The sequence below is a fragment of the Flavobacterium mesophilum genome, assembly GCF_039581405.1.
In the GTDB taxonomy this organism is placed as follows: Bacteria; Bacteroidota; Bacteroidia; order Flavobacteriales; family Flavobacteriaceae; genus Flavobacterium.
Map to the genome: position 1 here is coordinate 160,868 of NZ_JBCPXZ010000007.1, position 23,534 is coordinate 184,401.

The 23,534-nt window shown below is 33.0% G+C and carries 22 protein-coding genes; 3 read left to right on the plus strand and 19 right to left on the minus strand.

The genetic code is table 11. The annotated features are described in order from the left end of the window. Positions 1-306: 306 nt before the first annotated feature. The 12 genes from AAYQ19_RS19830 to hisG all read right to left on the minus strand — a co-directional run bounded on the left by AAYQ19_RS19830 (position 307) and on the right by hisG (position 12,912). Entirely contained in the window at positions 307-1,962 is a 1,656-nt protein-coding gene (locus AAYQ19_RS19830; RefSeq protein ID WP_343538715.1) for a M1 family metallopeptidase, read from the minus strand. A 165-nt stretch (positions 1,963-2,127) separates the two neighbouring features. Beyond that, positions 2,128-3,780, minus strand: coding sequence for a M1 family metallopeptidase (locus tag AAYQ19_RS19835; protein WP_343538717.1), 1,653 nt, complete (start codon positions 3,778-3,780; stop codon positions 2,128-2,130). A 52-nt stretch (positions 3,781-3,832) separates the two neighbouring features. Continuing rightward, the gene (locus AAYQ19_RS19840) at positions 3,833-4,369 is read right to left on the minus strand and encodes a hypothetical protein (RefSeq protein WP_343538719.1); all 537 of its coding nucleotides are present in this window, start codon (positions 4,367-4,369) and stop codon (positions 3,833-3,835) included. A 94-nt stretch (positions 4,370-4,463) separates the two neighbouring features. Then, a complete protein-coding gene (locus AAYQ19_RS19845; RefSeq protein ID WP_343538721.1) occupies positions 4,464-5,171 on the minus strand; it encodes a hypothetical protein in 708 nt (235 codons plus the stop codon). A gap of 78 nt (positions 5,172-5,249) precedes the next feature. Further along, positions 5,250-5,852 carry a bifunctional phosphoribosyl-AMP cyclohydrolase/phosphoribosyl-ATP diphosphatase HisIE gene (gene hisIE / locus AAYQ19_RS19850; protein WP_343538917.1) on the minus strand — a complete coding sequence of 201 codons (603 nt, stop codon included), beginning with the start codon at positions 5,850-5,852 and terminating at the stop codon, positions 5,250-5,252. Positions 5,853-5,926: 74 nt separating this feature from the next. After that, on the minus strand, positions 5,927-6,682 hold the full coding sequence (gene hisF / locus AAYQ19_RS19855; protein ID WP_343538723.1) for an imidazole glycerol phosphate synthase subunit HisF: 756 nt from the start codon (positions 6,680-6,682) through the stop codon (positions 5,927-5,929). 166 nt (positions 6,683-6,848) lie between these two features. After that, a complete protein-coding gene (gene hisA / locus AAYQ19_RS19860; protein WP_343538724.1) occupies positions 6,849-7,574 on the minus strand; it encodes a 1-(5-phosphoribosyl)-5-[(5-phosphoribosylamino)methylideneamino]imidazole-4-carboxamide isomerase in 726 nt (241 codons plus the stop codon). Positions 7,575-7,676: 102 nt separating this feature from the next. Then, positions 7,677-8,258 carry an imidazole glycerol phosphate synthase subunit HisH gene (hisH, locus tag AAYQ19_RS19865; protein ID WP_343538725.1) on the minus strand — a complete coding sequence of 194 codons (582 nt, stop codon included), beginning with the start codon at positions 8,256-8,258 and terminating at the stop codon, positions 7,677-7,679. Positions 8,259-8,326: 68 nt separating this feature from the next. Beyond that, positions 8,327-9,463 (minus strand): bifunctional histidinol-phosphatase/imidazoleglycerol-phosphate dehydratase HisB, encoded by a 1,137-nt coding sequence (hisB, locus tag AAYQ19_RS19870; protein ID WP_343538726.1) that lies wholly within the window; start codon positions 9,461-9,463, stop codon positions 8,327-8,329. Positions 9,464-9,517: 54 nt separating this feature from the next. Next, complete coding sequence (gene hisC, locus AAYQ19_RS19875) at positions 9,518-10,567, minus strand: histidinol-phosphate transaminase (RefSeq protein WP_343538728.1); 1,050 nt, start codon at positions 10,565-10,567, stop codon at positions 9,518-9,520. A 91-nt stretch (positions 10,568-10,658) separates the two neighbouring features. Beyond that, positions 10,659-11,942, minus strand: coding sequence for a histidinol dehydrogenase (gene hisD, locus AAYQ19_RS19880; RefSeq protein ID WP_343538730.1), 1,284 nt, complete (start codon positions 11,940-11,942; stop codon positions 10,659-10,661). Between the two features lie 112 nt (positions 11,943-12,054). Further along, positions 12,055-12,912, minus strand: coding sequence for an ATP phosphoribosyltransferase (gene hisG / locus AAYQ19_RS19885; protein WP_026729805.1), 858 nt, complete (start codon positions 12,910-12,912; stop codon positions 12,055-12,057). Between the two features lie 89 nt (positions 12,913-13,001). Here hisG and AAYQ19_RS19890 point away from each other — a divergent pair, with 89 nt between their 5' ends. Further along, the gene (locus AAYQ19_RS19890) at positions 13,002-13,130 is read left to right on the plus strand and encodes a hypothetical protein (RefSeq protein WP_343538734.1); all 129 of its coding nucleotides are present in this window, start codon (positions 13,002-13,004) and stop codon (positions 13,128-13,130) included. 109 nt (positions 13,131-13,239) lie between these two features. Here the strand turns inward: AAYQ19_RS19890 and AAYQ19_RS19895 are convergent, their stop codons facing one another. Both AAYQ19_RS19895 and AAYQ19_RS19900 read right to left on the minus strand, forming a co-directional pair. Beyond that, a complete protein-coding gene (locus tag AAYQ19_RS19895) occupies positions 13,240-14,625 on the minus strand; it encodes a sensor histidine kinase (protein ID WP_343538736.1) in 1,386 nt (461 codons plus the stop codon). Continuing rightward, complete coding sequence (locus AAYQ19_RS19900; RefSeq protein ID WP_343538737.1) at positions 14,626-15,291, minus strand: response regulator transcription factor; 666 nt, start codon at positions 15,289-15,291, stop codon at positions 14,626-14,628. It lies immediately after the preceding gene. A gap of 202 nt (positions 15,292-15,493) precedes the next feature. Here AAYQ19_RS19900 and AAYQ19_RS19905 point away from each other — a divergent pair, with 202 nt between their 5' ends. Further along, positions 15,494-17,626, plus strand: coding sequence for an LTA synthase family protein (locus tag AAYQ19_RS19905; RefSeq protein ID WP_343538738.1), 2,133 nt, complete (start codon positions 15,494-15,496; stop codon positions 17,624-17,626). Between the two features lie 125 nt (positions 17,627-17,751). Here AAYQ19_RS19905 and AAYQ19_RS19910 read toward each other — a convergent pair whose 3' ends face one another. Continuing rightward, on the minus strand, positions 17,752-18,750 hold the full coding sequence (locus AAYQ19_RS19910) for a zinc dependent phospholipase C family protein (RefSeq protein ID WP_343538739.1): 999 nt from the start codon (positions 18,748-18,750) through the stop codon (positions 17,752-17,754). Positions 18,751-18,927: 177 nt separating this feature from the next. Between AAYQ19_RS19910 and AAYQ19_RS19915 the strand changes: the two genes are divergently transcribed. Continuing rightward, positions 18,928-19,878, plus strand: a complete 951-nt coding sequence (locus AAYQ19_RS19915; protein ID WP_343538740.1) for a hypothetical protein — start codon at positions 18,928-18,930, stop codon at positions 19,876-19,878. Between the two features lie 3 nt (positions 19,879-19,881). Here the strand turns inward: AAYQ19_RS19915 and AAYQ19_RS19920 are convergent, their stop codons facing one another. From AAYQ19_RS19920 to AAYQ19_RS19935, 4 genes are all read right to left on the minus strand, one after another. Continuing rightward, entirely contained in the window at positions 19,882-20,847 is a 966-nt protein-coding gene (locus tag AAYQ19_RS19920; RefSeq protein ID WP_343538742.1) for a YeiH family protein, read from the minus strand. A 74-nt stretch (positions 20,848-20,921) separates the two neighbouring features. After that, entirely contained in the window at positions 20,922-21,818 is an 897-nt protein-coding gene (locus AAYQ19_RS19925) for a LysR family transcriptional regulator (RefSeq protein WP_343538744.1), read from the minus strand. A 70-nt stretch (positions 21,819-21,888) separates the two neighbouring features. Further along, entirely contained in the window at positions 21,889-22,635 is a 747-nt protein-coding gene (locus AAYQ19_RS19930; protein WP_343538746.1) for a M15 family metallopeptidase, read from the minus strand. Next, positions 22,636-23,469: a DUF4846 domain-containing protein gene (locus AAYQ19_RS19935; protein ID WP_343538749.1), complete on the minus strand. Its 834-nt coding sequence runs from the start codon at positions 23,467-23,469 to the stop codon at positions 22,636-22,638. Between the last annotated feature and the right edge of the window lie 65 nt (positions 23,470-23,534).

Here is a 23,534-nt window from a genome sequence, read left to right on the forward strand (position 1 = left end):
AATTCCAATAAAAGGTCTGAAAAATAGTTTTTCAGGCCTTTTTGTCATTTTGACGAAGGAGACTCGAGCGATAGTGAACAGGCGAAGCTAATCGCACTAGCATTTCCGCAACATGAATCGCCAATCTTTGTAGAGCTGCTTGCGGAGATTTCTCCTTCGTCGAAATGACAAACTTTACGCATACACAACAAACCCGACAGGTTTTTAAAACTTGTCGGGTTTACTATTAAAGATAAAAAATCCCAAATTACCACCGAAATCTCGGACTTGGAATTTGGGATTTTTTTATTGGAATTTGTCGAATTTTTATTCGACTATATTAGAAGTCGTTACATAAAAATCTTTATCAACTTCTACTTTTCGATCTTCATTTGTCGTTTTTTCAGATTGCCATTCTGTTGTTGGTTTCAACCACATTTCAACACCGTTTAATTTTACTCGTACAGGCATGTCAAATTTTGCAACGCAGTTTGTCCAGTGGTAACCAAAAGTTCCATTTTTGAACATGTATTCAAAAACCGGAATTTGAGTTGTAGTCAAATATTGCGCAAAAACTCTGTTGAAATTAATTCCAGATTGCTCGTTGATGTACTCCTGAATTTGCTTTCCGGTAACCGTTTGATGATAGAATTTTTTGTTCATTCCTCTCAAAATCGATTTCCATTTTGCATCATCATTAATTACTTGTCGAATCATGTGAAGCATTGAAGCTCCTTTTGGATACATATCCCCAGAGCCTTCGTTGTTTACATCATAATGACCAATAATTGGAGTATCATTTTTAATGTTTTTTCGGCATCCAACTATATATTCCGCAGCGGCATCTTTTCCATAATAATATTCTAGAAAAAGACTTTCAGAGTAGTTCGTAAAGCTTTCATGAACCCACATATCTGCAATGTCTTTATATGTAATATTATTTGCATACCACTCATGTCCAGACTCATGGATAATGATAAAATCGAATTTCAAGCCCCAGCCTGTTCCGCTTAAATCGCGTCCTAAATAACCGTTTTTATAGCCATTTCCGTAAGTAACAGAACTTTGATGCTCCATTCCTAAATATGGCGCTTCAACCAATTTGTAGCTATCTTCATAAAAAGGATAAGGACCAAACCAGTTTTCAAAAGCTTTCAGCATTCTTGGCGCATCTTTAAATTGTTCTTTAGCCAAAGCCAAATTATCTTTTAAAACATAATAATTACAATCTAAATCGCCTTTTTCTCCTTTATATTTTTCAGAGAAATTCACATAATCTCCAATATTGATGTTTACTCCATAATTGTTGATTGGGTTTGAAACATACCAGTTGAAAGTTTTAGTTCCGTCTTTTTCTTTTTTAACGCTTTTTAATCTTCCGTTTGAAACATCCGTCAAATCTCCCGGAACATTTACGCTAATCAACATATTTTCGACTTCATCATACATATGATCCTTGCACGGCCACCAAACGCTTGCCCCAAGTCCTTGACAAGATGAAGCAATAAAATCTTTTCCGTTTTTATCTTTTTTCCAAGTAATTCCTCCGTCCCATGGCGGTCTTACTGCTTCTTTAGGTTTTCCGCCAAAAGAAACTACAATTTCTTTTGTTTCTCCAACTTTTTGCTTTTCATTCAGAGTGATAAAAAAAGCATTTCCGTCTCTTTCAAATTTTAAATCTTTTCCATTTTGAGTCACTTTCGTGATATTCATCGGTTCTTGCAAATCAATCTGCATTCTGTTATTTTCAGACAAAACAGTATAACGAACAGTATTTGAACCTGTAATTGTTTTCTCTGACGGATTTACTTTGATATCTAAATGATAATATTTCAAATCCCACCAAGCTCTTTCTTTTGTAATGCTCCCGCGTAAAGTATCCTGATGTGTAAAAACAGTTTCTGACTTGTTTAAAAGTCCTTGTGCGTTTGCGCCGAAACCAACTAAAAAAGCGATAAAAGCGCCACTAAAGTATTTCTTCATTATTTAAAAATTTGTAAAAAAAGATACGTAAACCTATGTAGTCTTCAGCAAATGTAAACAAACGGATTAAGTTTTTGAAAATTTTATGATTTCTGAAACAAAAAAACAAATCCCGACAAAAGTCAAAAACTCTTATCGGGATTGATTTTTAAACGTTTACAGAATTTAATTATTCAAATTCGATTCTATGATATAAAAATTCTTGTCAACCACTAAAGCATTCTGTTCTCCTTTCACATTCATTTCCTGCCATTCTGCAGTTGGTTTTAACCAAGTTTCAACGCCATTTAAAGTAACTTTCACAGGCATGTCAAAATTTGAATTGCAGTTGATCCAGTGAAAACCTAATTTATGATTAGCGAAAAAATATTCTAAAGTTGGTATTTGTACCGTTCTTAAATATTGATCAAAAACATGTTCCAAATTAATTCCAGATTGCACACTTATATAATCTTCAATTTGCTTGGTTGTAACGGTTTGATGATAAAAAGTACTATTCAAGCCACGGAGAATACTTTTCCACTTATCATCATCATTTACAAGTTGGCGAATGGTATGCAACATGTTAGCGCCTTTTGGATACATATCGCCAGAACCTTCCTTGTTCACATCATAAATTCCGATAATTGGCGCATTATTACTAATTCCTTTTCTCAATCCTTTTACATAAGCATTCGCCGCATCTTTTCCATAATAATATTCCACAAACAATGCTTCTGAATAATTAGTGAAACTCTCGTGAATCCACATATCAGCAATGTCTTTATAGGTAATATTATTAGCAAACCACTCATGTCCAGACTCATGGATAATGATGTAATCAAATTTTAAACCCCAGCCAGTTCTGCTCAAATCATGTCCTAAATAACCATTTTGAAATCCATTTCCATACGTAACAGAACTTTGGTGCTCCATTCCCAAATAAGGCGCTTCAACCAATTTGTAGCTGTCCTCATAAAAAGGATAAGGCCCAAACCAGTTTTCAAAAGCTTTCAGCATTCTTGGAGTATCTTTAAAATGTTCTTTGGCAACAGCCAAATTATCTTTTAAAACATAATAAATACAATCCAAATCTCCTTTTTCACCTTTAAATTTTTCAGAAAAACTCACGTAATCTCCAATATTGATGTTTACGCCATAATTATTAATGGGATTCGCAACATACCAATTGAACGTTTTGGTTCCGTCTTTCTCTTTTTTAACGCTTTTTAATCTTCCATTTGAAACATCAGTTAAGTTTCCAGGAACATTAACGCTAATCATCATATTTTCGACTTCATCATACATATGATCCTTGCATGGCCACCACACGCTCGCGCCAAGACCTTGACAAGATGAAGCAATAAAATCTTTTCCGTTTTTATCTTTTTTCCAAGTAATTCCTCCATCCCAAGGCGGATTAACAGCTTCCTTAGGTTTTCCTCCAAAAGAAATTACAACTTCTTTGGTTTCGCCAACTTTTTGATTTTCGGTTAAATAAATAAAAAATGCATTTCCTTCACGGTCAAATTTTAATTCTTTTCCGTCTTGGGTTACTTTGTAAATCTGCATGGGTTCCTGCAAGTCAATCTGCATTTTATTGTTTTCAGACAAAACAGTATAGCGAACAGTATTCGAACCTGTAATTGTTTTTTCTGACGGATTTACTTTTATATCTAAATGATAATATTTCAAATCCCACCAAGCCCTTTCTTTTGTAATGCTTCCGCGTAAAGTATCTTGATGCGTCAAGGATTCTGATTTGCTGAAAATGGATTGAGAATGTGCCGTAAAACCAGAAAAAGAGACTGCCAAAATAGCTCCAATAATTTTTTTCATAATTCGTAATTAACAGATTATAAGAAACCGTCTATTTAAATAGATTTTTTATTTAGTTACTCAATTGCAAAGTTGTACTATACTGTATATTTGAGTAATTCATTTGCCTATCGACCAAATATTTAAAAACCTGATTATCCTCTTCCATCTTATAGATTTCAAAAATCGATTTATTTGACAAAAAGTATCCATCTCCAAAAAATCGGTCATTAAAATCACCACATGCTGTAAAAGTTTTCAAAAACATTTTGACTCCTTCTTTGAAAATTGTTGGATTAACAAAATCTTTTGCGATAAAAATATTGATGAAATTATCATTATCAATATATAATTCCCCTGTGCTATCATTAATGGAATCAAAAGTACCAAAGGCATTTTTTTTCAAAAACAAAATTAAACGCTGACCTGGTTTTAGCTCTTTCATTCGTGGATCACAAAGCCATTCTTTCCAAATCACAACATTTATTCTTGAATTTGATTTCCCTTTAACGAATTGATCTACTTTAAATTCATAAGTATTTTTAGAAACCTTTGAAACTGTTCCGTCAACAATTAAATCTGCTTTTGCGATAACAATTGGATAAGGCATCTCTCTTTTTTTATAATCAAAATTAAAAGATGAAAGAAAAACTAAAAATAGACAAATAAAAAGCTTCATAAAAAATAGTGTTACGGACTAAAATTTAACCATAAGACTCAAGCACGATTTGCGCTCCTCTTTTCAATTGTCTTTTCCCTGCAATGCCATTCACAATAAATCCTAAGCCAGACAATACCGCACCATAAAAAATGATTCCGCCACCTGTTCCTATAGAAAAAACCAACCCGAGAGTTAAAAGAATAATACCAATAATAATATTTCTTGTAAATTTTCTTGAAAAGTCTTTTCGAGCAAGACTATTTAAACTGTCGATTTTTTTCAGAATTGAAACTGGAATTTTAATGCTTCGCTGTTCGATAATATTACTGACAATAAAGTAGTTTTCTTTAGAATGATCATCTGAAAATTCACCGAATTTCCCATTTTCATTAATCTTATCGAGAATGCTTTCAAAGTTTTGAAGCAGTTCTTCATCTGTCAAATCTTTGTTGCTGTTTTCGATGATATCCTCGATATTTTCCTCAAATTCAAGTCTTTTTTCGGATAAATATTCGATTTGTTCCAAAGGAGAAAGATCCTCAATATGTCTTTTTTCAGGTTCTTTCTCCGATTGGTTATTTTCTTTCTCTTCTTTCAGAATAGTTTCGATATCAATATTTCTGGAAATTAAGATTTCCTTTGCCACAAATAACGCGTCAGGATTGTATTTGCTGGCATTTTTAGTCAGCATCAAAATTAAATCATCATCTGAATGATCTGTAAAACGTCTTCTGAATGTTTCGATATCCATATTTAAAATATTTACGTAAATATGAAAAAAATAATTTTCATTTTAACATAATTTAGTAAATATTTTTTCGCAAATTAACTATTTCTGACGCTTTTTCAACACTTCTACAACGTCATTTAGCTGATAGCCTTTTGCTTGCAGTAAAATCAAATAATGAAATAATAAATCGGCGCTTTCGCTAAGAAATAAATCGTCATTATCGTCTTTTGCTTCAATAACAACTTCAACCGCCTCTTCTCCAACTTTTTGCGCAATTTTATTGATTCCTTTTTCGAACAAAGACGCTACATAACTTTTTTCAGAATCAGCATTTTCTCGACGAGTTTTGATTGTATTTTCTAATTGAGAAATAAAACCATAATTAGCCGAATTTGGCTCTTGCCAGCAAGTGTCAGCGCCTGTGTGACAAGTTGGCCCAACAGGTTTTGCCTGAATCAAAAGCGTGTCACCATCGCAGTCATTTTTAATGCTTACTAAATTCAAAAAATTGCCACTCTCCTCGCCTTTTGTCCAAAGTCTTTGTTTGGAACGGCTAAAGAAAGTTACTTTTTGCGTTTCTATTGTTTTTTGAAGCGATTCTTCGTTCATATACCCCAGCATCAAAACATTTTTTGTTTCTGAATCCTGAATGATCGCCGGAATTAATCCGTGTGCGCTTTTGATATCGATTTCCATGTCTATTTTAGATTTTAGAGTTCAGATTTTAGATTTAAACTCTGATTATTGGAATTTAGAATTTAAAAATTGGAATTTTCTTAAATTCGGACTTCTATATTGTTATTTCTAAGTTCTTGTTTTAAAGCTTTAATCTCGATTTCTTTAAAGTGAAAAACGCTTGCCGCCAAAGCTGCATCAGCTTTTCCTTCTTTGAACGAATCTACAAAATGCTGTATATTTCCAGCTCCTCCAGAAGCAATAATCGGAATATTTACCAATTCCGAAAGTTTGGCCAAAGCTTCGTTTGCAAAACCATTTTTAGTTCCGTCATTATCCATCGAAGTGAATAAAATTTCGCCTGCGCCGCGTTCTGCGACTTCTACAGCCCAATCGAAAAGATTTAATTCTGTTGGCACTTTTCCACCCACTAAATGCACAATCCATTGTCCATCAATTTGTTTTGCATCGATTGCAACGACAACGCATTGGCTTCCAAATTTCTGAGCCAAATCATTAATCAATTGCGGATTTTTAACTGCCGATGAATTGATCGAAACTTTATCAGCGCCGTTATTTAGCAGAATATCAACATCTTCAACAGACGAAATTCCACCGCCAACAGTAAACGGAATATTGATTTTTTCTGCCACGCTTCGCACCATATTTACAAGTGTTTTACGTCTTTCTTCGGTTGCTGAAATATCCAAAAAAACCAATTCGTCTGCGCCTTCAGCCGAATAAATTTCAGCCAATTCCACAGGGTCTCCAGCATCACGTAAATCAACAAAATTAACGCCTTTTACGGTTCTTCCGTTTTTTATATCTAAGCAAGGTATAATTCTTTTTGCTAACATTTGTTTAATGTGTTAATTAGATAATTAGTCAATTAGATAATTATTCTACGCAATCTGTAAATTATCTAATTATCAAATTTTCTAATTTTTAATGTGTCAATTTGAGAATTAGATAATTAGATAATTTTATGCGATCGCTAAATAATTATCTAATTGACTCATTTTCTCATTTACTAATTATAAAGTTCTCTAGTTGTTTTAAGCTGATTCTTCCTTCGTAAATCGCTTTTCCGATAATGGTTCCTTCACAACCTAATTCCGCTAATTTTGGTAATTCGTCGAAAGTTGAAATTCCTCCTGAAGCGATTAATTTTACTCCTTTTGCTTCTTCTAAAATTTTGCTGTATAGATCAAAACTTGGGCCTTGAAGCATTCCATCTTTTGCAATATCAGTACATATAACATACTGAATTCCTTTTGACTGGTAATCTTGAATGAATGGAATCAAATCTTCATTTGATTCTTCTAACCAACCAGAAACGGCAATTTTCTCGTCTTTAGCATCTGCTCCCAAAATGATTTTTTCAGAACCATATTCAGAAATCCATTTTTCGAAAATGGCTCTGTTTTTAACCGCAATGCTTCCACCAGTAATTTGATTTGCACCGCTTTCAAAAGCAATTCTCAAATCATCATCTGATTTTAATCCCCCACCAAAATCAATTTTCAAGCTTGTTTGCGTTGCGATTTGTTCTAATATCTTATAATTGACAATTTTACTTGATTTCGCACCGTCAAGATCCACTAAATGCAGATATTCGATTCCGTGCGCTTCAAATGATTTTGCCACTTCAAGCGGATTTTCATTGTAAATTATCTTGGTATCATAATCACCTTTGGACAAACGAACGCATTTTCCTTCAATGATATCTATGGCTGGTATTATTCTCATTTTTTGTTAGTCTTAAAGTTTGAAAGTCGAAAGTCTTAAAGTCCCTTCGCAACTTTCAAAAATTATTATTTTGATTGATTTTTTTTGATATTGAAATTGAATTTACATTTTCAAAAAATTTCCAAGAATTTTCTCTCCAACATCACCGCTTTTTTCTGGGTGAAACTGAGTTCCGTAGAAATTATCTTTTTGCAAAGCTGATGCATATTCAACGTCATAATTTGTTGTGGCAATGGCTTCATCGCAATTTGGCGCGTAAAAACTATGAACCAAATACATGAATTCATTTTCAGAAATATCCTTGAACAAATCAGTTTTTAAATCATAAATCTGATTCCATCCCATTTGAGGCACTTTTACATTGTTTGAAAATTTCAAAACATCAACATCAAAAATTCCCAAACCTTCGGTATTTCCTTCTTCTGTTTTATTGCACATCAATTGCATTCCAAGACAAATTCCTAAAACAGGCTGCTTTAATTGCGGAATCAAACTATCCAATCCGCTTTCGCGAAGTTTGGTCATCGCTGAACTTGCCTCGCCCACGCCAGGAAAAATCACTTTATCTGCCGCTTTAATTTCCTCAGGATTGTTACTCAAAACTGCCTTAAAACCTAATCTTTCAATAGCAAACATAATGCTCTGAATATTTCCTGCTCCGTAATTTATAATTACTATTTTCATTTAAAAAGCTTTAAGCTTTAAGCTATATGCTTTAGGCTTATTGCCTATTGCTTACAGCTTATAGCATTTTACAACATTCCTTTCGTAGAAGGCAAAATCATTTTTTCGGTATCTCTTTTTACGGCAACTTTTATTGCTTTCGCGAAAGCTTTAAAAATAGCTTCAATTTTGTGATGCTCGTTGATTCCTTCTGCTTTGATATTTAAGTTGGCTTTTGCTCCGTCTGTGAATGATTTAAAGAAATGATAGAACATTTCTGTTGGCATTTTGCCTACCATTTCACGTTTGAATTCCGTTTCCCAGATCAGCCAATTTCTTCCACCGAAGTCAATTGCAGCTTGCGCTAAACAATCATCCATTGGCAAACAGAATCCGTAACGCTCAATTCCTAGTTTGTTTCCTAACGCTTTCGCGAAAACCTCTCCAAGAGCAATTGCGGTATCCTCGATTGTGTGGTGTTCATCAACTTCTAAATCGCCTTTTACAAGGATTTCTAAGTCCATTTGACCATGACGTGAGATTTGATCCAACATGTGATCGAAAAACGCAATTCCAGTATCGATTTTACTTTTTCCTGTTCCGTCAAGATTTAAGTTGATATAGATATCTGTTTCGTTTGTTTTACGAGTAATCGAAGCCGAACGAGCTTCTAATTTCAAAAACTCATAGATTTTCTTCCAATCCATTGTTTGCAAAACGATTGTTTCATTCAATTCATCACGTTTTGATGAAATCTCTGTACTTCCTGCTCCATCAGTATCGTTCATAAAAATTGCTTTCGCACCAAGGTTTTTAGCCAATTCAACATCAGTCAAGCGATCTCCTAAAACAAAAGAATTTTCTAAATCATATTCTGGATTGTTTAGATATTTTGTCAACATTCCAGTTCTTGGTTTACGAGTTGGCGCATTTTCTTCCGGAAAACTTCTGTCAACAAAGATTTCATCAAAAACAACTCCTTCATTTTCAAATGCTTTCAGAATGAAATTCTGTGTCGGCCAAAACGTGTTTTCAGGAAAACTATCTGTTCCTAACCCGTCCTGATTGGTTACCATTGCCAATTCATAATCTAATTCAGCGGCAATTTTAGCTAAATATTGAAACGCCTTTGGATAAAACTCTAATTTCTCTAAGCTGTCTAACTGATATCCTTCCGGTTCTAAAACAATCGTTCCATCACGATCGATAAAAAGTACTTTTTTCATTTTTGTATTGTTTCAGACCTAACAGGTTTTAAAAACCTCTTAGGTCTTGTTGTGTTATTTCAATTGTTTTAATTCTTTAATTACAACCGCATTTTCTTCTTTTGTTCCAATGGTAAAACGAAGACAATTTTCGCATAAAGGCTGCGTTGTTCTGTTTCTGATTACGATTCCCTTTTCAATTAATTGATCGTATCTTTTGTTAGCATCATCTACCTTTGCTAAAATAAAGTTAGCTTCCGTAGGATACACTTTTTCAACAAAACTAACTTCAAGTAAAACTTTAAGTAATTCCTCTCTTTGCTCAATAATTGAAGCTATTTCTTGTTTGATTTTATCCGAATCTCTTAAACGTTCAATTGCACGCTGCTGCGTCAGTTCGTTTACGTTATAAGGTGGTTTGATTTTATTCAAAATTGCAATCACAGCTTCAGAAGCGTAACATACACCTAAACGAATTCCAGCCAAACCATACGCTTTAGAAAGTGTTTGCGTAATCACCAAATTTGGATAAGCGTCGATTTCTGCCAACCAACTTTCTTTCTCTGAAAAGTCAATATAAGCTTCGTCAATTACCACTAAACCTTTAAAATTTTGAAGCAATTTTACCACACTTTCATCAGAAAATGAATTTCCTGTTGGATTGTTCGGCGAACATAAAAAGATGATTTTAGTATTCTCATCAACTGCTTCCAAAATCTTTTCTACTTGCGGCTGAAAATCTGTTGAAAGCAAAATTTCTCTATTTTCAACCGCATTGATATTTGCCAAAACACCATACATTCCGTATGTTGGTGGAAGCGAAATGACATTATCTTTATTAGGCTCACAGAAAGCTCTAAAAAGCAAATCCAAAACTTCATCACTTCCGTTTCCTAATAAAATCTGGCTTTGTTTTATTAAATTATTTTTAGCTAAAATAGCTTTAACCGAATTCTGTTGCGGATCTGGATAACGATTTACTCCATTTTGAAACGGATTCTCATTCGCATCCAAAAAAATCATTTCGGCTGTATCAAAATCCTCAAACTCATCTCTCGCTGACGAATATGGTTTTAAAGATTTTACGTTTTCACGTGTTATTGTATTTATATCGAAGGCACTCATTTGTTTTTTTTCTTTAAGAAGCAAGAAGAAAGAGAAAAGACACATCATCTTTCTTCTTGCTTCTTTACTCTATATCCTCAATCCAATTCTTTTACTCTAAACTCTTTAATCTTAAGGTTACAGCATTTTTATGGGCTTGCAAACCTTCGGCTTCAGCCATAGTTTCGATTGCTTTTCCAATGGCTAAAATTCCCGTTTTTGTGATTTTCTGAAATGTCATCGATTTCATAAAACTATCCAGATTTACACCACTGTAATTTTTAGCATAACCATTTGTTGGCAATGTATGATTTGTTCCTGAAGCATAATCTCCAGCACTTTCTGGAGTATAGTTTCCAATAAAAACAGAACCTGCGTTTACGATTCCGTTGCAGTAGAAGTCATCATATTCAGAACAAATGATAAAATGCTCTGGCCCATATTCATTGATTAAATCTAAAGCAATTTGATCGTTTTCAACATAAATTAATTTTGAATTTTCGATTGCTTTTTCCGCAATTGCTTTTCTTGGAAGCACATTCAATTGCGATTGCACTTCTTCTTCAACTTCATTAATTAATTTTCTAGAAGTTGAAACCAAAATTACCTGACTATCTGTTCCGTGTTCTGCTTGAGACAATAAATCTGAAGCCACGAAAGCCGGAACTGCGGTATCATCGGCAACAATTAGCAATTCTGATGGCCCTGCAGGCATATCAATTGCAACACCAAATTGCGTTGCTAATTGTTTTGCTACCGTCACAAACTGATTTCCAGGTCCAAAAATTTTATAAACTTTCGGAATTGATTGTGTTCCAAAAGTCATTCCTGCAATAGCTTGAATTCCTCCAACTTTTAGAATTTTTGTCACACCGCATAAATTAGCCGCATACAAAATTGCCGGATTTATTTTTCCTTTTTTATCAGGTGGCGAACACAAAACAATTTCTTTACAACCCGCAATTTCAGCAGGAACTGCAAGCATTAAGACAGTTGAAAACAAAGGTGCCGTTCCTCCTGGAATATATAAACCAATCTTTTGAATTGGTCTTTTTTCTTGCCAGCAGTTTACTCCTTCGATAGTTTCAACTGAGATTCTTTCTGTTTTTTGAGCGTTGTGAAACTTATAAATATTGTTTTTTGCCAATTCAATAGCTTCTTTCAATTCACTCGGAATCAAACTAATGGCTTCTTCAATTTCTTCTTGTGAAACTTCATAATTATCTAATGAAATTCCGTCAAAAATTGAAGTGTATTTTGCTACAGCTTCATCACCTTTTCGTTGAACTTCTTTGAAGATTTCTTTTACCGTAACCTCAATATCATCAATGGTTTGAGTTGGTCTTTTTAATATTTCTGACCAGGTTTCTGATTTTGGATTGTCTATTTTATTCATTTTTTTATGCTTTAGGCTATAAGCTCTAGGCTTTAAGCTTTCTTAACTTTTGTTTTTATCTTTCTTATCTGGCCTAAAGCTTATTGCCTAAAGCCTAAAGCGGGCGAAAGCCCTACAGAACCATTTTCTCAATTGGGCAAACTAGAATTCCTTCTGCACCAACTTCTTTTAATTGGTCGATTACGTCCCAAAAAGTATCTTTATCGATTACAGAGTGAACACTGCTCCAACCTTCTTGCGCCAACGGTAGAACCGTCAAACTTCTTAAAACTGGAAGGATTTTTCCAACGGCATCAATTTTATCGTTTGGAACGTTCATTAATATATATTTTGAATTTCTAGCTCTTAAAACAGCCTGAATTCTGAACTTTAAAGTATCAATGTGTTTTTGAATTTCTGGAGAAACTTTTGGAGAAACCGCTAAAACTGCCTCACTTTTTAAGATTACTTCAACTTCTTTTAAGTTGTTTTTGAAAAGTGTGCTTCCGCTTGAAACGATGTCTACGATCGCATCTGCAAGTCCGATATTTGGAGCGATTTCTACAGAACCTGAGATTTGGTGAATATCAACAGTTAGACCAAATTTACTGAAATATTCGTTTACGGTGTTTGGATAAGAAGTAGCAATACGCAAATTAGCCAAATCTTGAACCGAATTGTATTCGAAGGTTTTAGGAACTGCTACTGAAACTTTACATTTAGAAAAGCCTAACTTCTGAACTACTTCAATTCCTTTTCCTTTTTCTACCAAAAGATTATCGCCAACAATAGCTAAATCTACTACTCCATCAATTAAATATTGAGGAATGTCTGAATTTCTAAGATACAAAACTTCAAGAGGAAAATTTGAAGCTTCTGCTTTTAACTGGTCGATTCCGTTGTTGATTGAAATGCCACAATCTTTAAGGATTTGAATGCTGTCTTCGTTTAAACGACCCGATTTTTGAATTGCAATTTTTAAAGTACTCATTTTTTTTTAGTTGTTGTTTGATTAATAGTTTGAGTACAAAGAATTGGTATAAAAAAACCCGTTTGATGTACTCAAACGGGTTTTAAAATATGATGATTTACACGCATACCATTAACACATCGCTTGAGAGCAATAATGAAAATGATGATGATGTAATTGATTTGAAATCATTGTTTGGTTTGTTTTATACTTCTTTGATTCGGTTGCAAATATACTAGTTAATTTCATAAAAAAGCAATTTTTAATATAACTTAACGCAAGTTTATTGTTAAATAAAAATCCAAGTGCCGTTTTTACTGCTGATTTTCAATTTACGATAACGTTTTCTTAATCCTCACTAAAAGTCAAAATTACAGTTGTGCCTTCTTCTAACTCGCTTTCTATTTTAAACTTGATATCCAGCAATTCAGTAGTTCTTTTAACGATCGACAAACCTAATCCAGTGCCTTTTATTTCAGGATGATCCGTTGAATTTGACCTGAAAAACGGATTCAAAATAAACTCTAAATCACCTTTCGCAATTCCGATTCCGTTATCTTTTATTTTACAAATAGTCTTGCCGTTTTGTTTCAAAAGCAAAATCAAAATACTACCTCCATTATTGGTATATTTGATTGCGTTTGAAATAATATTCCTTAAAATGGTAATCATTAAAAAGGTATCCGACTGAATATAACAATCGGCAATCGCATCAAATTTCACATTGATATCTTTCGCCCTGATCTTTTCAGAATTCAATGTCAGGACATCCAAAATCAATGAATTCAAATAAACCGACTCCGTTTTTATATTCTGTTTTTGATTCTCAAAACGTGCCATCAAAAGCAATTGATCTACGAGCGCATTTAAATGATCCACTTCATTAATACAGTAATTTATTTTTTCTTCATATTCCTTGTTATCACGAGGTTTACGAATTAAAACTTCAAGTGTTCCTTTAATAACAGTGAGAGGTGTTCGTAGCTCATGTGAAGCATCAGAAGTAAACTGTTTTTCACGTTCAATTGCATCTTCAATTCGGTTCAATAAATTGTTTATTGTCTTTGAAAGCGTAAACAATTCATCTCTTGTTTTGGGCAACGGAATCCTTGTTTTTAGATTGTCTTTAGTAATTATTTTTGATGTATTTATAATGGCATTTATTGGCCTAATGCTTCGCCCAGCAAAAAATCTTGCGATTAAATAAAGAACAACCAAAATGATTGGAAATGCAATCAGCAGCGTATCTAGAAGGTTTTTTAAGACTTTAGACGAGTCTGAAAGTGACATTGCAATAATAAGGTAACCTACCTTTTTCGATTTTACATGAAGTGGAATCTGTATTTGCCTGATTTTATTGCCCAATAATTTGGTATCAAACAATTCATAATGATCTTTGCTATGATGATAAACTAATTTTTCATTTTTTAGATTGGGCGACTTTTCAATTATCCTCTTGTTCAAATCCAAAAACTGAACAAAAACAGGATTTACGTCGACAGAATTGTGTTCTCGCTCTTCCCACTCTTCGGCATCCATAAAAATCACTTTCTTATTTTCAATCCTGACTTCTTTTAAATGATCATTAATTTCAATCATCAAATTTTCATCAATATGCTTGTAAACAGTAAATTTTACAGTAAAATAAGTTGCTGAAAAAACCACCAATATCAACAATCCAGTTGTAATGATATAATTTAAAGCAATTCTGTTTTTGAATGATAATTGTGTCATTTATAAATCGTTAGCAATATAACCAATACCGCGAATTGTTTTTATATAGTCTTCTTCAATTTTCAAATTGAGCTTTTTTCTGATGGCATTCATAAAAACATCAATTACCCCTGTATCGTATTCAAAATTAATTTCCCAAACATCTTTCAAAATTTGGTTTCGTGTACAGACTTTTCCTTTATTCTGAATCAAGTACGTCAATAATTCAAACTCTCTTTGTGTGAGTGCCACTTCTTCATCATCCTTAAGGACAATATGCTTTCCCAAATCAATTTTTATAGTTCCAAGCGTTAATTCTTGATCTCCTTTTTTATGTCTAAAATGAATTTTAACACGTTCCACAAGCTCCTCAAAACTGAAAGGCTTTTTGATATAATCATTTGCACCGGCTTTCAAGCCTGCAATTGTTTCCTGTACGGTATCTTTTGCCGTCAAGAAAATTATGGGCGTATGCTGATCTTTGATTCTAATTGCTTTGCATAAATCCAAACCATTAATTTTAGGCAACATCCAATCTAGTAAAATCAGGTCATATTGATGATTCTGAATCAGTTCAAAGCCTTTTGAACCATCATTGGCTGTAGTCACCAAATAACCTTCTTCTTGAAGTCCTTGTTGCAGAAACTGCACAATTCCTAATTCATCTTCAACTATTAAAATATGCATGTATTTAAGATTTAGATTAAAATTAATTCAAATTTTGGTTTGTCAAAGATAAAAATTTTCATCCTTAGAAATACCGACAGCCCAGCAGAATAAACCAATTTAATCATCTTAAGACAACATTAAGTTAACGCTAAGCAAGGTAAAAGCATATCTTCATCTGTCATTCATGAATGCAAATTAATTTTGCATAAAATATAATACCATGGTTTTTTATAAAAAGTTTTCACCTTTTTACAATCTCGCAGCTTTCTATTTTTTGATTAGTTTCCTTTTGCGAATTGTTCTTTTTTTCCACCCAATAACACAGAGTTCCTTTACAATCATTGAAAGCTTGAAGATTTTCAGCTTAGGATTGGTTTCTGATTTTTTCGTTTTTGTATTGGCGAGTGGATTTTTATGGCTTTATTTAATTTTTATTTCCAATATAAAGTACGACAAGCCATACGGATACATCATTCTGGGCGGATTTATTGCTTTACTTTTATACATTGCCTCAGGGAAAAGTATTTTAGATGAATATGGTGGCGCTTTGCCTCGAATTGTTTTAATATTTGTTGGAATAAAAACGTTGCTTTTTGCTTTATTGCTTTTTCTTCCAAAATGGAGAGATAAAATCAGATTTTGGCTTTTTGCTTTTGTAATCTTCCTTTACGTTTTATTGATTCTTCAAAATGGCTTAAGTGAATATTTCTTTTGGAATGAATTTGGAGTGAAATACAACTTTATTGCAGTGAATTACTTGATTTATACAAATGAAGTAATTGGAAACATCATGCAATCTTATCCTGTTATTCCTATATTTTCTGTTCTTTTTATTGTAACAGCTACTATAACTTATTTTATCCTAAAAAGATCTAAAAATTACATTGAAGACATCCCGAATTTAAAAGAGAAATTAAAAATTTCAGGAATCTATTTAGGTTTATTTTTGATTTCTTTATTCGCAGTTCCAACAATGTCAAAAACTGAAAATTCTAAAAATGTTTTTGTTAATGAATTGCAGTCAAACGGCATATACAAGTTTTACTTGGCTTTCCAAAACAACAAATTAGATTACTTCAAGTTTTACAAAACATTGCCTAAAAATGAGGCATTCGCGAATCTAAAAGAACAATTTCCTACAATTTTAGGCGAAAATACAATTCGAAACATTAACGCAGATTCTCTTGAAAACCATAAAAATGTGGTTTTAATAACAATCGAAAGTTATAGTGCTGATTTCATGAAAGCCTACGGAAACAAACAAAACATAACTCCTTTTCTTGATAGCTTAGCACAAAAAAGCTTGCAGTTTACAAATTTGTACGCGGCCGGAAACAGAACTGTTCGTGGTCTTGAAGCCGTAACTTTATGCTTGCCTCCAACTGCCGGCGAAAGTGTTGTAAAACGCGAAGACAATAAAAACAAGTTTTCGACCGGGTCAGTTTTCAAAGAGAAAGGCTATAATGTGAAATTCATGTACGGTGGCGATGCTTTTTTTGACAATATGAGAGATTTTTATTCCGGAAATGGATACCAAATCGTAGACAAATCGAGCTTTGCACCTGAAGAAATAACATTTTCAAATGTTTGGGGCGTTTGTGATGAAGACATGTACAACAAAGCAATCAAAGTCATGAACGCTGAGGCTAAAGAAAACAAACCTTTCTTTAACCACATCATGACCGTGAGCAACCACAGGCCTTTTACGTATCCAAACAACAAAATTGACATTCCTGGAGATATCAAATCCCGTGAAGGCGGTGTAAAATATACTGATTTTGCACTTCGAAAATTCTTCGAAATGGCAAGCAAACAACCTTGGTTCAATAATACTGTTTTTGTAATTGTGGCTGATCATTGCGCTTCGAGTGCCGGAAAAACACAACTTCCGTTAGACAAATACAGAATTCCAGCTTTTATTTACACGCCAAATCAAAAACCAGCGCAATACAACCAATTAATGTCGCAAATTGATTTAATGCCAACACTTTTTGGAATGTTGCATTTTGATTATGAAAGCAAATTTTTCGGCCAAGATGTTTTTAAATCCGATTATAAACCGAGAGCTTTTATCGCAACTTATCAAGATTTAGGATTGATAAAAGACAATGTTTTGACAATTTTATCACCAAAACAAGTTGTTAAACAATATGCCTTAAAAGTAAAACCAATGGCTGGCGTTGCTCCAGAATTTCAAATTATGTATGAAGAAACCGCATTGAAGACAGAAAGAACCGATTTGGTAAACGACGCAATTTCTTTCTATCAATCGGCATCATACTTATTAAAAGAAAAACGTTACCAGAACAATGACTTTAAATTAAAAAATGTCAAGCTCTATGCTGCTGAATAACTAAGTCAGTCACAGAAGAAATAGTATAAAAAAGAAAGCCTCAAATTCATCAGAACTTGAGGCTTTCTTTTTATTTAATTCCAAAGTAACCTTGAAACTTAAAACATGGAACGTGAAACCAAAAATTAATCGTTTTGATTTTTCATTCCGAATAAATCTCCTTTTTGGTATAGTTTTAAATCTTCCTGTAAAGCTGGATAATTTCTTTGTGTAACAGCTGGAGCGTCTAAAGTGCTTAAATCTGGTTTTCCTGCATTCACCCACGCAGTATACCAAAAACTTGCTGTTGCTGCAATAGCTTTTCTCATTTGAGATTCAACCATTCCGTTTAAATCTTTATGTAATTTTTCAGCATATTCTTTAGAGAAAACAGCAGTATTATATTTGGTTTTCAAAATTTTGCCTTCAGCATCTTTTTCAAACACACCATCTTCTGGAGTTGAAGTTCTCAATTTTTTGTCAATATCTAATAACGGCTTAACCAAACTATGCGTATCATTAATCATAGCCCAAACTGCTTTATGAACATCTTCATAATATTGCGCTTCAGGAACGTTTAATTTATAATTCTTTGCATATAACTCAGGCAATCTGCTTTCCCAAAGCGAATGAATCCCTTTCTGGTCACTCAATTGTCCGTCATGATTTGCAGATGTATGCAAAGGCATGTGCGCATCTCCAATGTAATGCCCTAAATCTGCAGCAAGAAACAAAATTTCAGCTCTGTTTTTATCTTTAAAAGCTTTGGTCAACTTCGCCATCATATCTTCAATATACCAAGGCAAAATTCCGTTGTCATTCAAAAATTTAGCATCGTATTTTTGTTTTGCTTCTTCTAATGTTTGTGGAAAAGCATCAGCTGCGCCAAAGTTTTCCATGTCAAAATAATGTCTTGGATTTTCGTCTTTATAATTTAAAGCATACTTACGAATATCTGGAACTGAAGCTTCCTGAGTAATAAAATCAATGTGATTGTAAAAGAATACTTGTATTTGCTTAGGCAAAGCCATTACAGCTGCTTTGTTGATCCTTTCATGGCCTACAATACCCCATGATAAAGTAAAAAAACCAATAATTAAAGCAAATAAGGCAATTAACCTTGGTCTCATTCTGAAGTTTTTCATTTGTTTTTGTTATTTGAGGGGGCAAATTTACACATAATTTAAGGATAATTCAAAGAATACTATTTAAGATTGTACTAATTTAATTTTTTAGCTGTTTTAGCCTTTATAAGTGCCATAAGTTCATTTCGGGTTCGTTTTTTATTTGTAAGTTTGATTTTACAATTTAACAAAATCATTATGCGCCTTGTTGCTTTACATTTCTTTTTTTTCTTAACGACTTTTTCATTCGCACAAGAAGCTGATATCCAATTAAAAAATGTCAGCGATACTATTTTAAACCCAAAAAGAACACTTAAAATTACTGATCCACTTGATGCAGAAAAAGCAATGCTAAAATTATTTCCAGGGAAAATATATCATTTATCCGATAAAAATACTTTTGTAAGCTGGAAATGTAAATCTTGTCAACCATCTTCTTATTTAGATGTAAATGGCGTCGAAGGAGATCAATTATTTCCTTACATTGAAGGAGTTGCAACAAGACTTCTTGAAAATATTGATTATTCTGATTCAAAGGGAAATCAATTCAAATTGTTTGTATTCAATCATTCTGTTTATGACGCAGATGGACTACAAACCAGCAGATTTACTGGCGGATTAATCAGTATTGCCAAATTTTCTAAAAATGGAAATATCTGGGAAATGAAATCTTTTCAGCCTGCAGTTGCAGCATTTGGTTCATTCGCCCAAGCACCACAACCAAAACTTGTTGAAATTGGAGAAGATCAGTATGCTTTAACAATTAGGCATGCAAATGGAGGTCCGGGCGCACCTTATAATGGTTACTTATATTTGATTGCTGGATTTGATGGCAAGTATCAGCCTTTAATGGAAATAGATTATTATACACTTTCGAATAGCCCAAGCACAAACTGGTCAAGCTCTTATAAAGTAGTTACAGATAACAATAAAAAGTTTTTCCGAGATTTTATAATCAAAACGACTGGTTCTTATAAAAAAGCCAAAAATACAGAAGATGATTATGAAGTTGATTTGCCACAGGAACTTGCTACAATAGCTAAAACCAAAAAGCAATTTGATTTTGTAATTGAAAGACGCTACGAATTCAAAGGGAAATTTTACAAAATGATTGGTAAGCCAGTTGTAACAATTTCAAACGCAAAATAAATCTTACTTCAAATATAAAATAGCGATTAATGCCAGAATTGCAATAAAAAACCAAAGAAACACACCTTGCAACAAAGGCTTTACTCCTACTGTTTTTAAAGTATTAAAATTTAAAGTAGCTCCAATTAAAAACAAGGTTATAGTCAATCCAATTTTTGCAACATTTACAATATGTGGAGCAAAAACAGAAATAGTTGAAACATAAGAATTCAGCAACATCGCCAAAATAAAGAATCCAATAAAATAAGGGATTTTGATTTTTGAGTTTTTATTTTTGAAAACAAATGCTGTAATTAACGAAATTGGAATAATCCACAAAGCTCGCGCAAGTTTTACGGTCGTTGCTACCTGCAAAGCTTCAGCACCATATTTATTGGCTGCACCAACTACAGAGCTGGTATCATGAATAGCGATCGCGCACCATAAACCAAAATCTTGTTGCGATAAATTTAGTTGATGTCCGATAAAAGGAAAAGCAAATAATGCAATCGAATTCAATATGAAAATGACACCCAATGCGATCGAAGTCTGATTTTCATTTGATTTTATTACAGGTGAAATCGCAGCAATTGCACTTCCACCGCAAATTGCCGTTCCGCATGAAATTAAATGCGACGTTTTTTTCTCAGTTTTAAGCCATTTTCCCAAAAGAAAACCAAAAATCAAAGTACTGAAAATTGAAAATACCGTCAATATGAATCCTTCTTTTCCTGCTGAAACTGCACTAGAAGCGTTCATTCCGAAACCTAAACCAACGACAGAAAACTGCAATAAAAATGTAATTGCCTTATTATTAAATTCAACGAAAGGGTTTCCAAAAACATTTACCATGATAACTCCAAGTAATAATGCAATTGGTGGCGAAATTATAGATAGTAAACACGATAAAACTATTAATCCAAAAATTAATTGTTGTACTGATTGATTAATTTCAAGTAATTGCGAAGCGGAATGTTGTTGCGTTTTCAAAATAATATAATTGATATTTACTTTGCAAAGTTCGGTCGATTAAACGAAAATCGCCAATTGCAAATAACAATCCGCTATAACTTCAAGTTATAGTGATTTGAAATATTCTGAATAAATAATTCCGAAAGTGGATCTGTTTTCCCTAATAAAGTGATGATGTAAAAATAACGTTCGATGGTTATATTTTCGACATCTAAAACAATTAATTCTTTGTTTTTCAACTCATTGCTTACTGCATGAATCGACATAAAAGCAAAACAATCTGAATTTAGCAGATACGATTTTATACTTTCTGTACTTCCTAATTGCATTTCGATCTGTAGATCGGAAAGTTTTAAATTGATTTTTTTTAATGCAAATTCAATAACTTCAAGTGTTCCAGAACCACGTTCTCTAGTTATGAACTTCATTGATTTCAAGTCGGGTACTGAAATTTCATTTTGTTTTGCCAACGGATTTTTGCTGCTGCATACCAAAACCAATTCGTCTTTCAAAAATGGAATATATTTAATCGACTGATTTTTAGACTGTCCTTCAACAATTCCGATTTCGATTTCTTTATTGATTAAGGCATTTTCGATTTGTTCCGTATTTCCATTTAGCAAATTGACTTTAATATCTTTTTGTTTCTGATGAAAACGCGCCAAAACTGGCGAAATAACGTATTGCGAAATAGTAGTACTCGCACCTAATCGCAGTAAACCTTGACGTTCGCTGATAAACGAGCTCATTTCAAAATCTATTTCGCGATAAATTTCAAAAATGTCTTTGGTATGTTTTAGCAGAATTTCTCCGGCTGGAGTCAAAGCTATTTTAGAACCGTTTCGTTCAAACAGTTTTGTTTTATAAGTTTCCTCTAATTCCTGAATATGTTTTGAAACAGCTGGCTGAGTGATATACAATTCGGTTGCCGCTTTAGTAAAATTAAGGCGGAGTGCAACGGTATAAAATACTTTTAGCCTGAAATCCATAATCATAAATTTTAAATGCGAAATCCACTTTCCTCCTTGATATTCTTTTGCAAAAAAATAATTTTAAAATTTACAACAAAAGTTCAGGTCGATACTCAAAATGCATTGTGTCATAATGTTTCCAATTTCCTCCCCAAATAAATCCATATTTTTCAAAAATTGAAACTAGCTTGAGGGGAATTTCATTTCTATACGAAAGAGCAACTTCTTCATTCTTACATTTACAATCCCATTGCCAATAATTGGAATTTTTGACATTAATATCTATTGTCATTCCATAACTATGCATACTCAATCGGTTTGTTCCTGAAATTTTTCTCCAACTAAATGTGCCTCCAATAGCACTAATGTATTTTTTAAATTCTGGATTATTATCTAATTCTGCTGCCAGTTTTTTTACTATTTTATCAATTCCATTTACGGTTGTAACTTTTATTTTCTGATTGACTAATTTCGGACACCAAATAATTTCAGTCATTTTTGATTCAACTTCTGATTTTGAATTTCCGTAAATTTTCTTAAAAAAAGCTTCATTTCGAATTCTTCCCGGATCTTCCTTTGGAATTAAATTATTACTTGCTTTATTATAAACAAACTTAAATTGATCTTCAATATCAGGATTATCTAATAATTCTTGATTCGTTTTACTTTTAAAATCATCATAAACTAAAGTTGATTTATCACTAAAAATAATCCTATTGTCTTTATAACCAACAATCTGATCTGGATATGCTTTAATTAATTTTTGAACATTCAACGGAATTTCTTGAGAAAAAGCATTTTGAAATATAAGGACTAAAAAAAAGAATCGTCTCATTTAAAAACGTTTTAATTGTGATAAACTAAAAGTCCATTCGGGGGTTTTCAGAGAAGTTCCAAAATCGGCATCGTACCAAGGACTCAACGAACTATTATTTGGATTTTTCAATATTTGAATTTCCTGCGCTGGCATATAGCTTTGTGCTAAAAGCATAATTTTTTGATTGTTTTTTGGATTCACAGCCATATCAACTACAATAACAGCGTGACCTGGAAAGCCACCTTTTATAAAAACATCCCCCATTTTTATGTCTGAAACATTAATTGGTTTCAGTTCCTTTTCTAACGAAGCCGTTCCTGCATACATGAAAACCGTCTCTAAATATTTCCAATAAGTTTCATAACTATTAGATGGTTTTGCAGTTTTAACCCAACTAGTTTTATTGCCTTTAACTGCAATTCTGTAACCTTCGACCCATTTACTAAAATCAGCTCGAAAACCATTTGTAAAATTAAAATGTATTTTATCGTATTGTTTTTGGCTATAAAAATAATCTGCCCGTAAACGCATCACGGCATCAGCACATTGATGCAAATCCTGTTTTCCAATAGGTAAATCCACAACCGCATCATAAACATTCCGATTTGGTTTTATAGTTCCATCAAAATACAAAACATTTGAACCTGATGGTTTTAATGGAAGATTACGTAAAAAGAAATCAAATGAAGTTTTAGACTCCTCTTCTCTGACAAATCCCTGAGGCAGGTGGAAACGTTGCTGAATCGTGTTTCCCAAAAGATTGCTTTCATTGGTATTATTTGTCTCTGAAAACGAAAAAAAATAAAAAATTACCATCAAAATTGCTACGCTAAAAAAGAATTTAATTTTCATAATTTTAGACTTTTAATTGATAAACACGAGATTCCAAAATGCTAGAAGGAATTCGATTATATTTC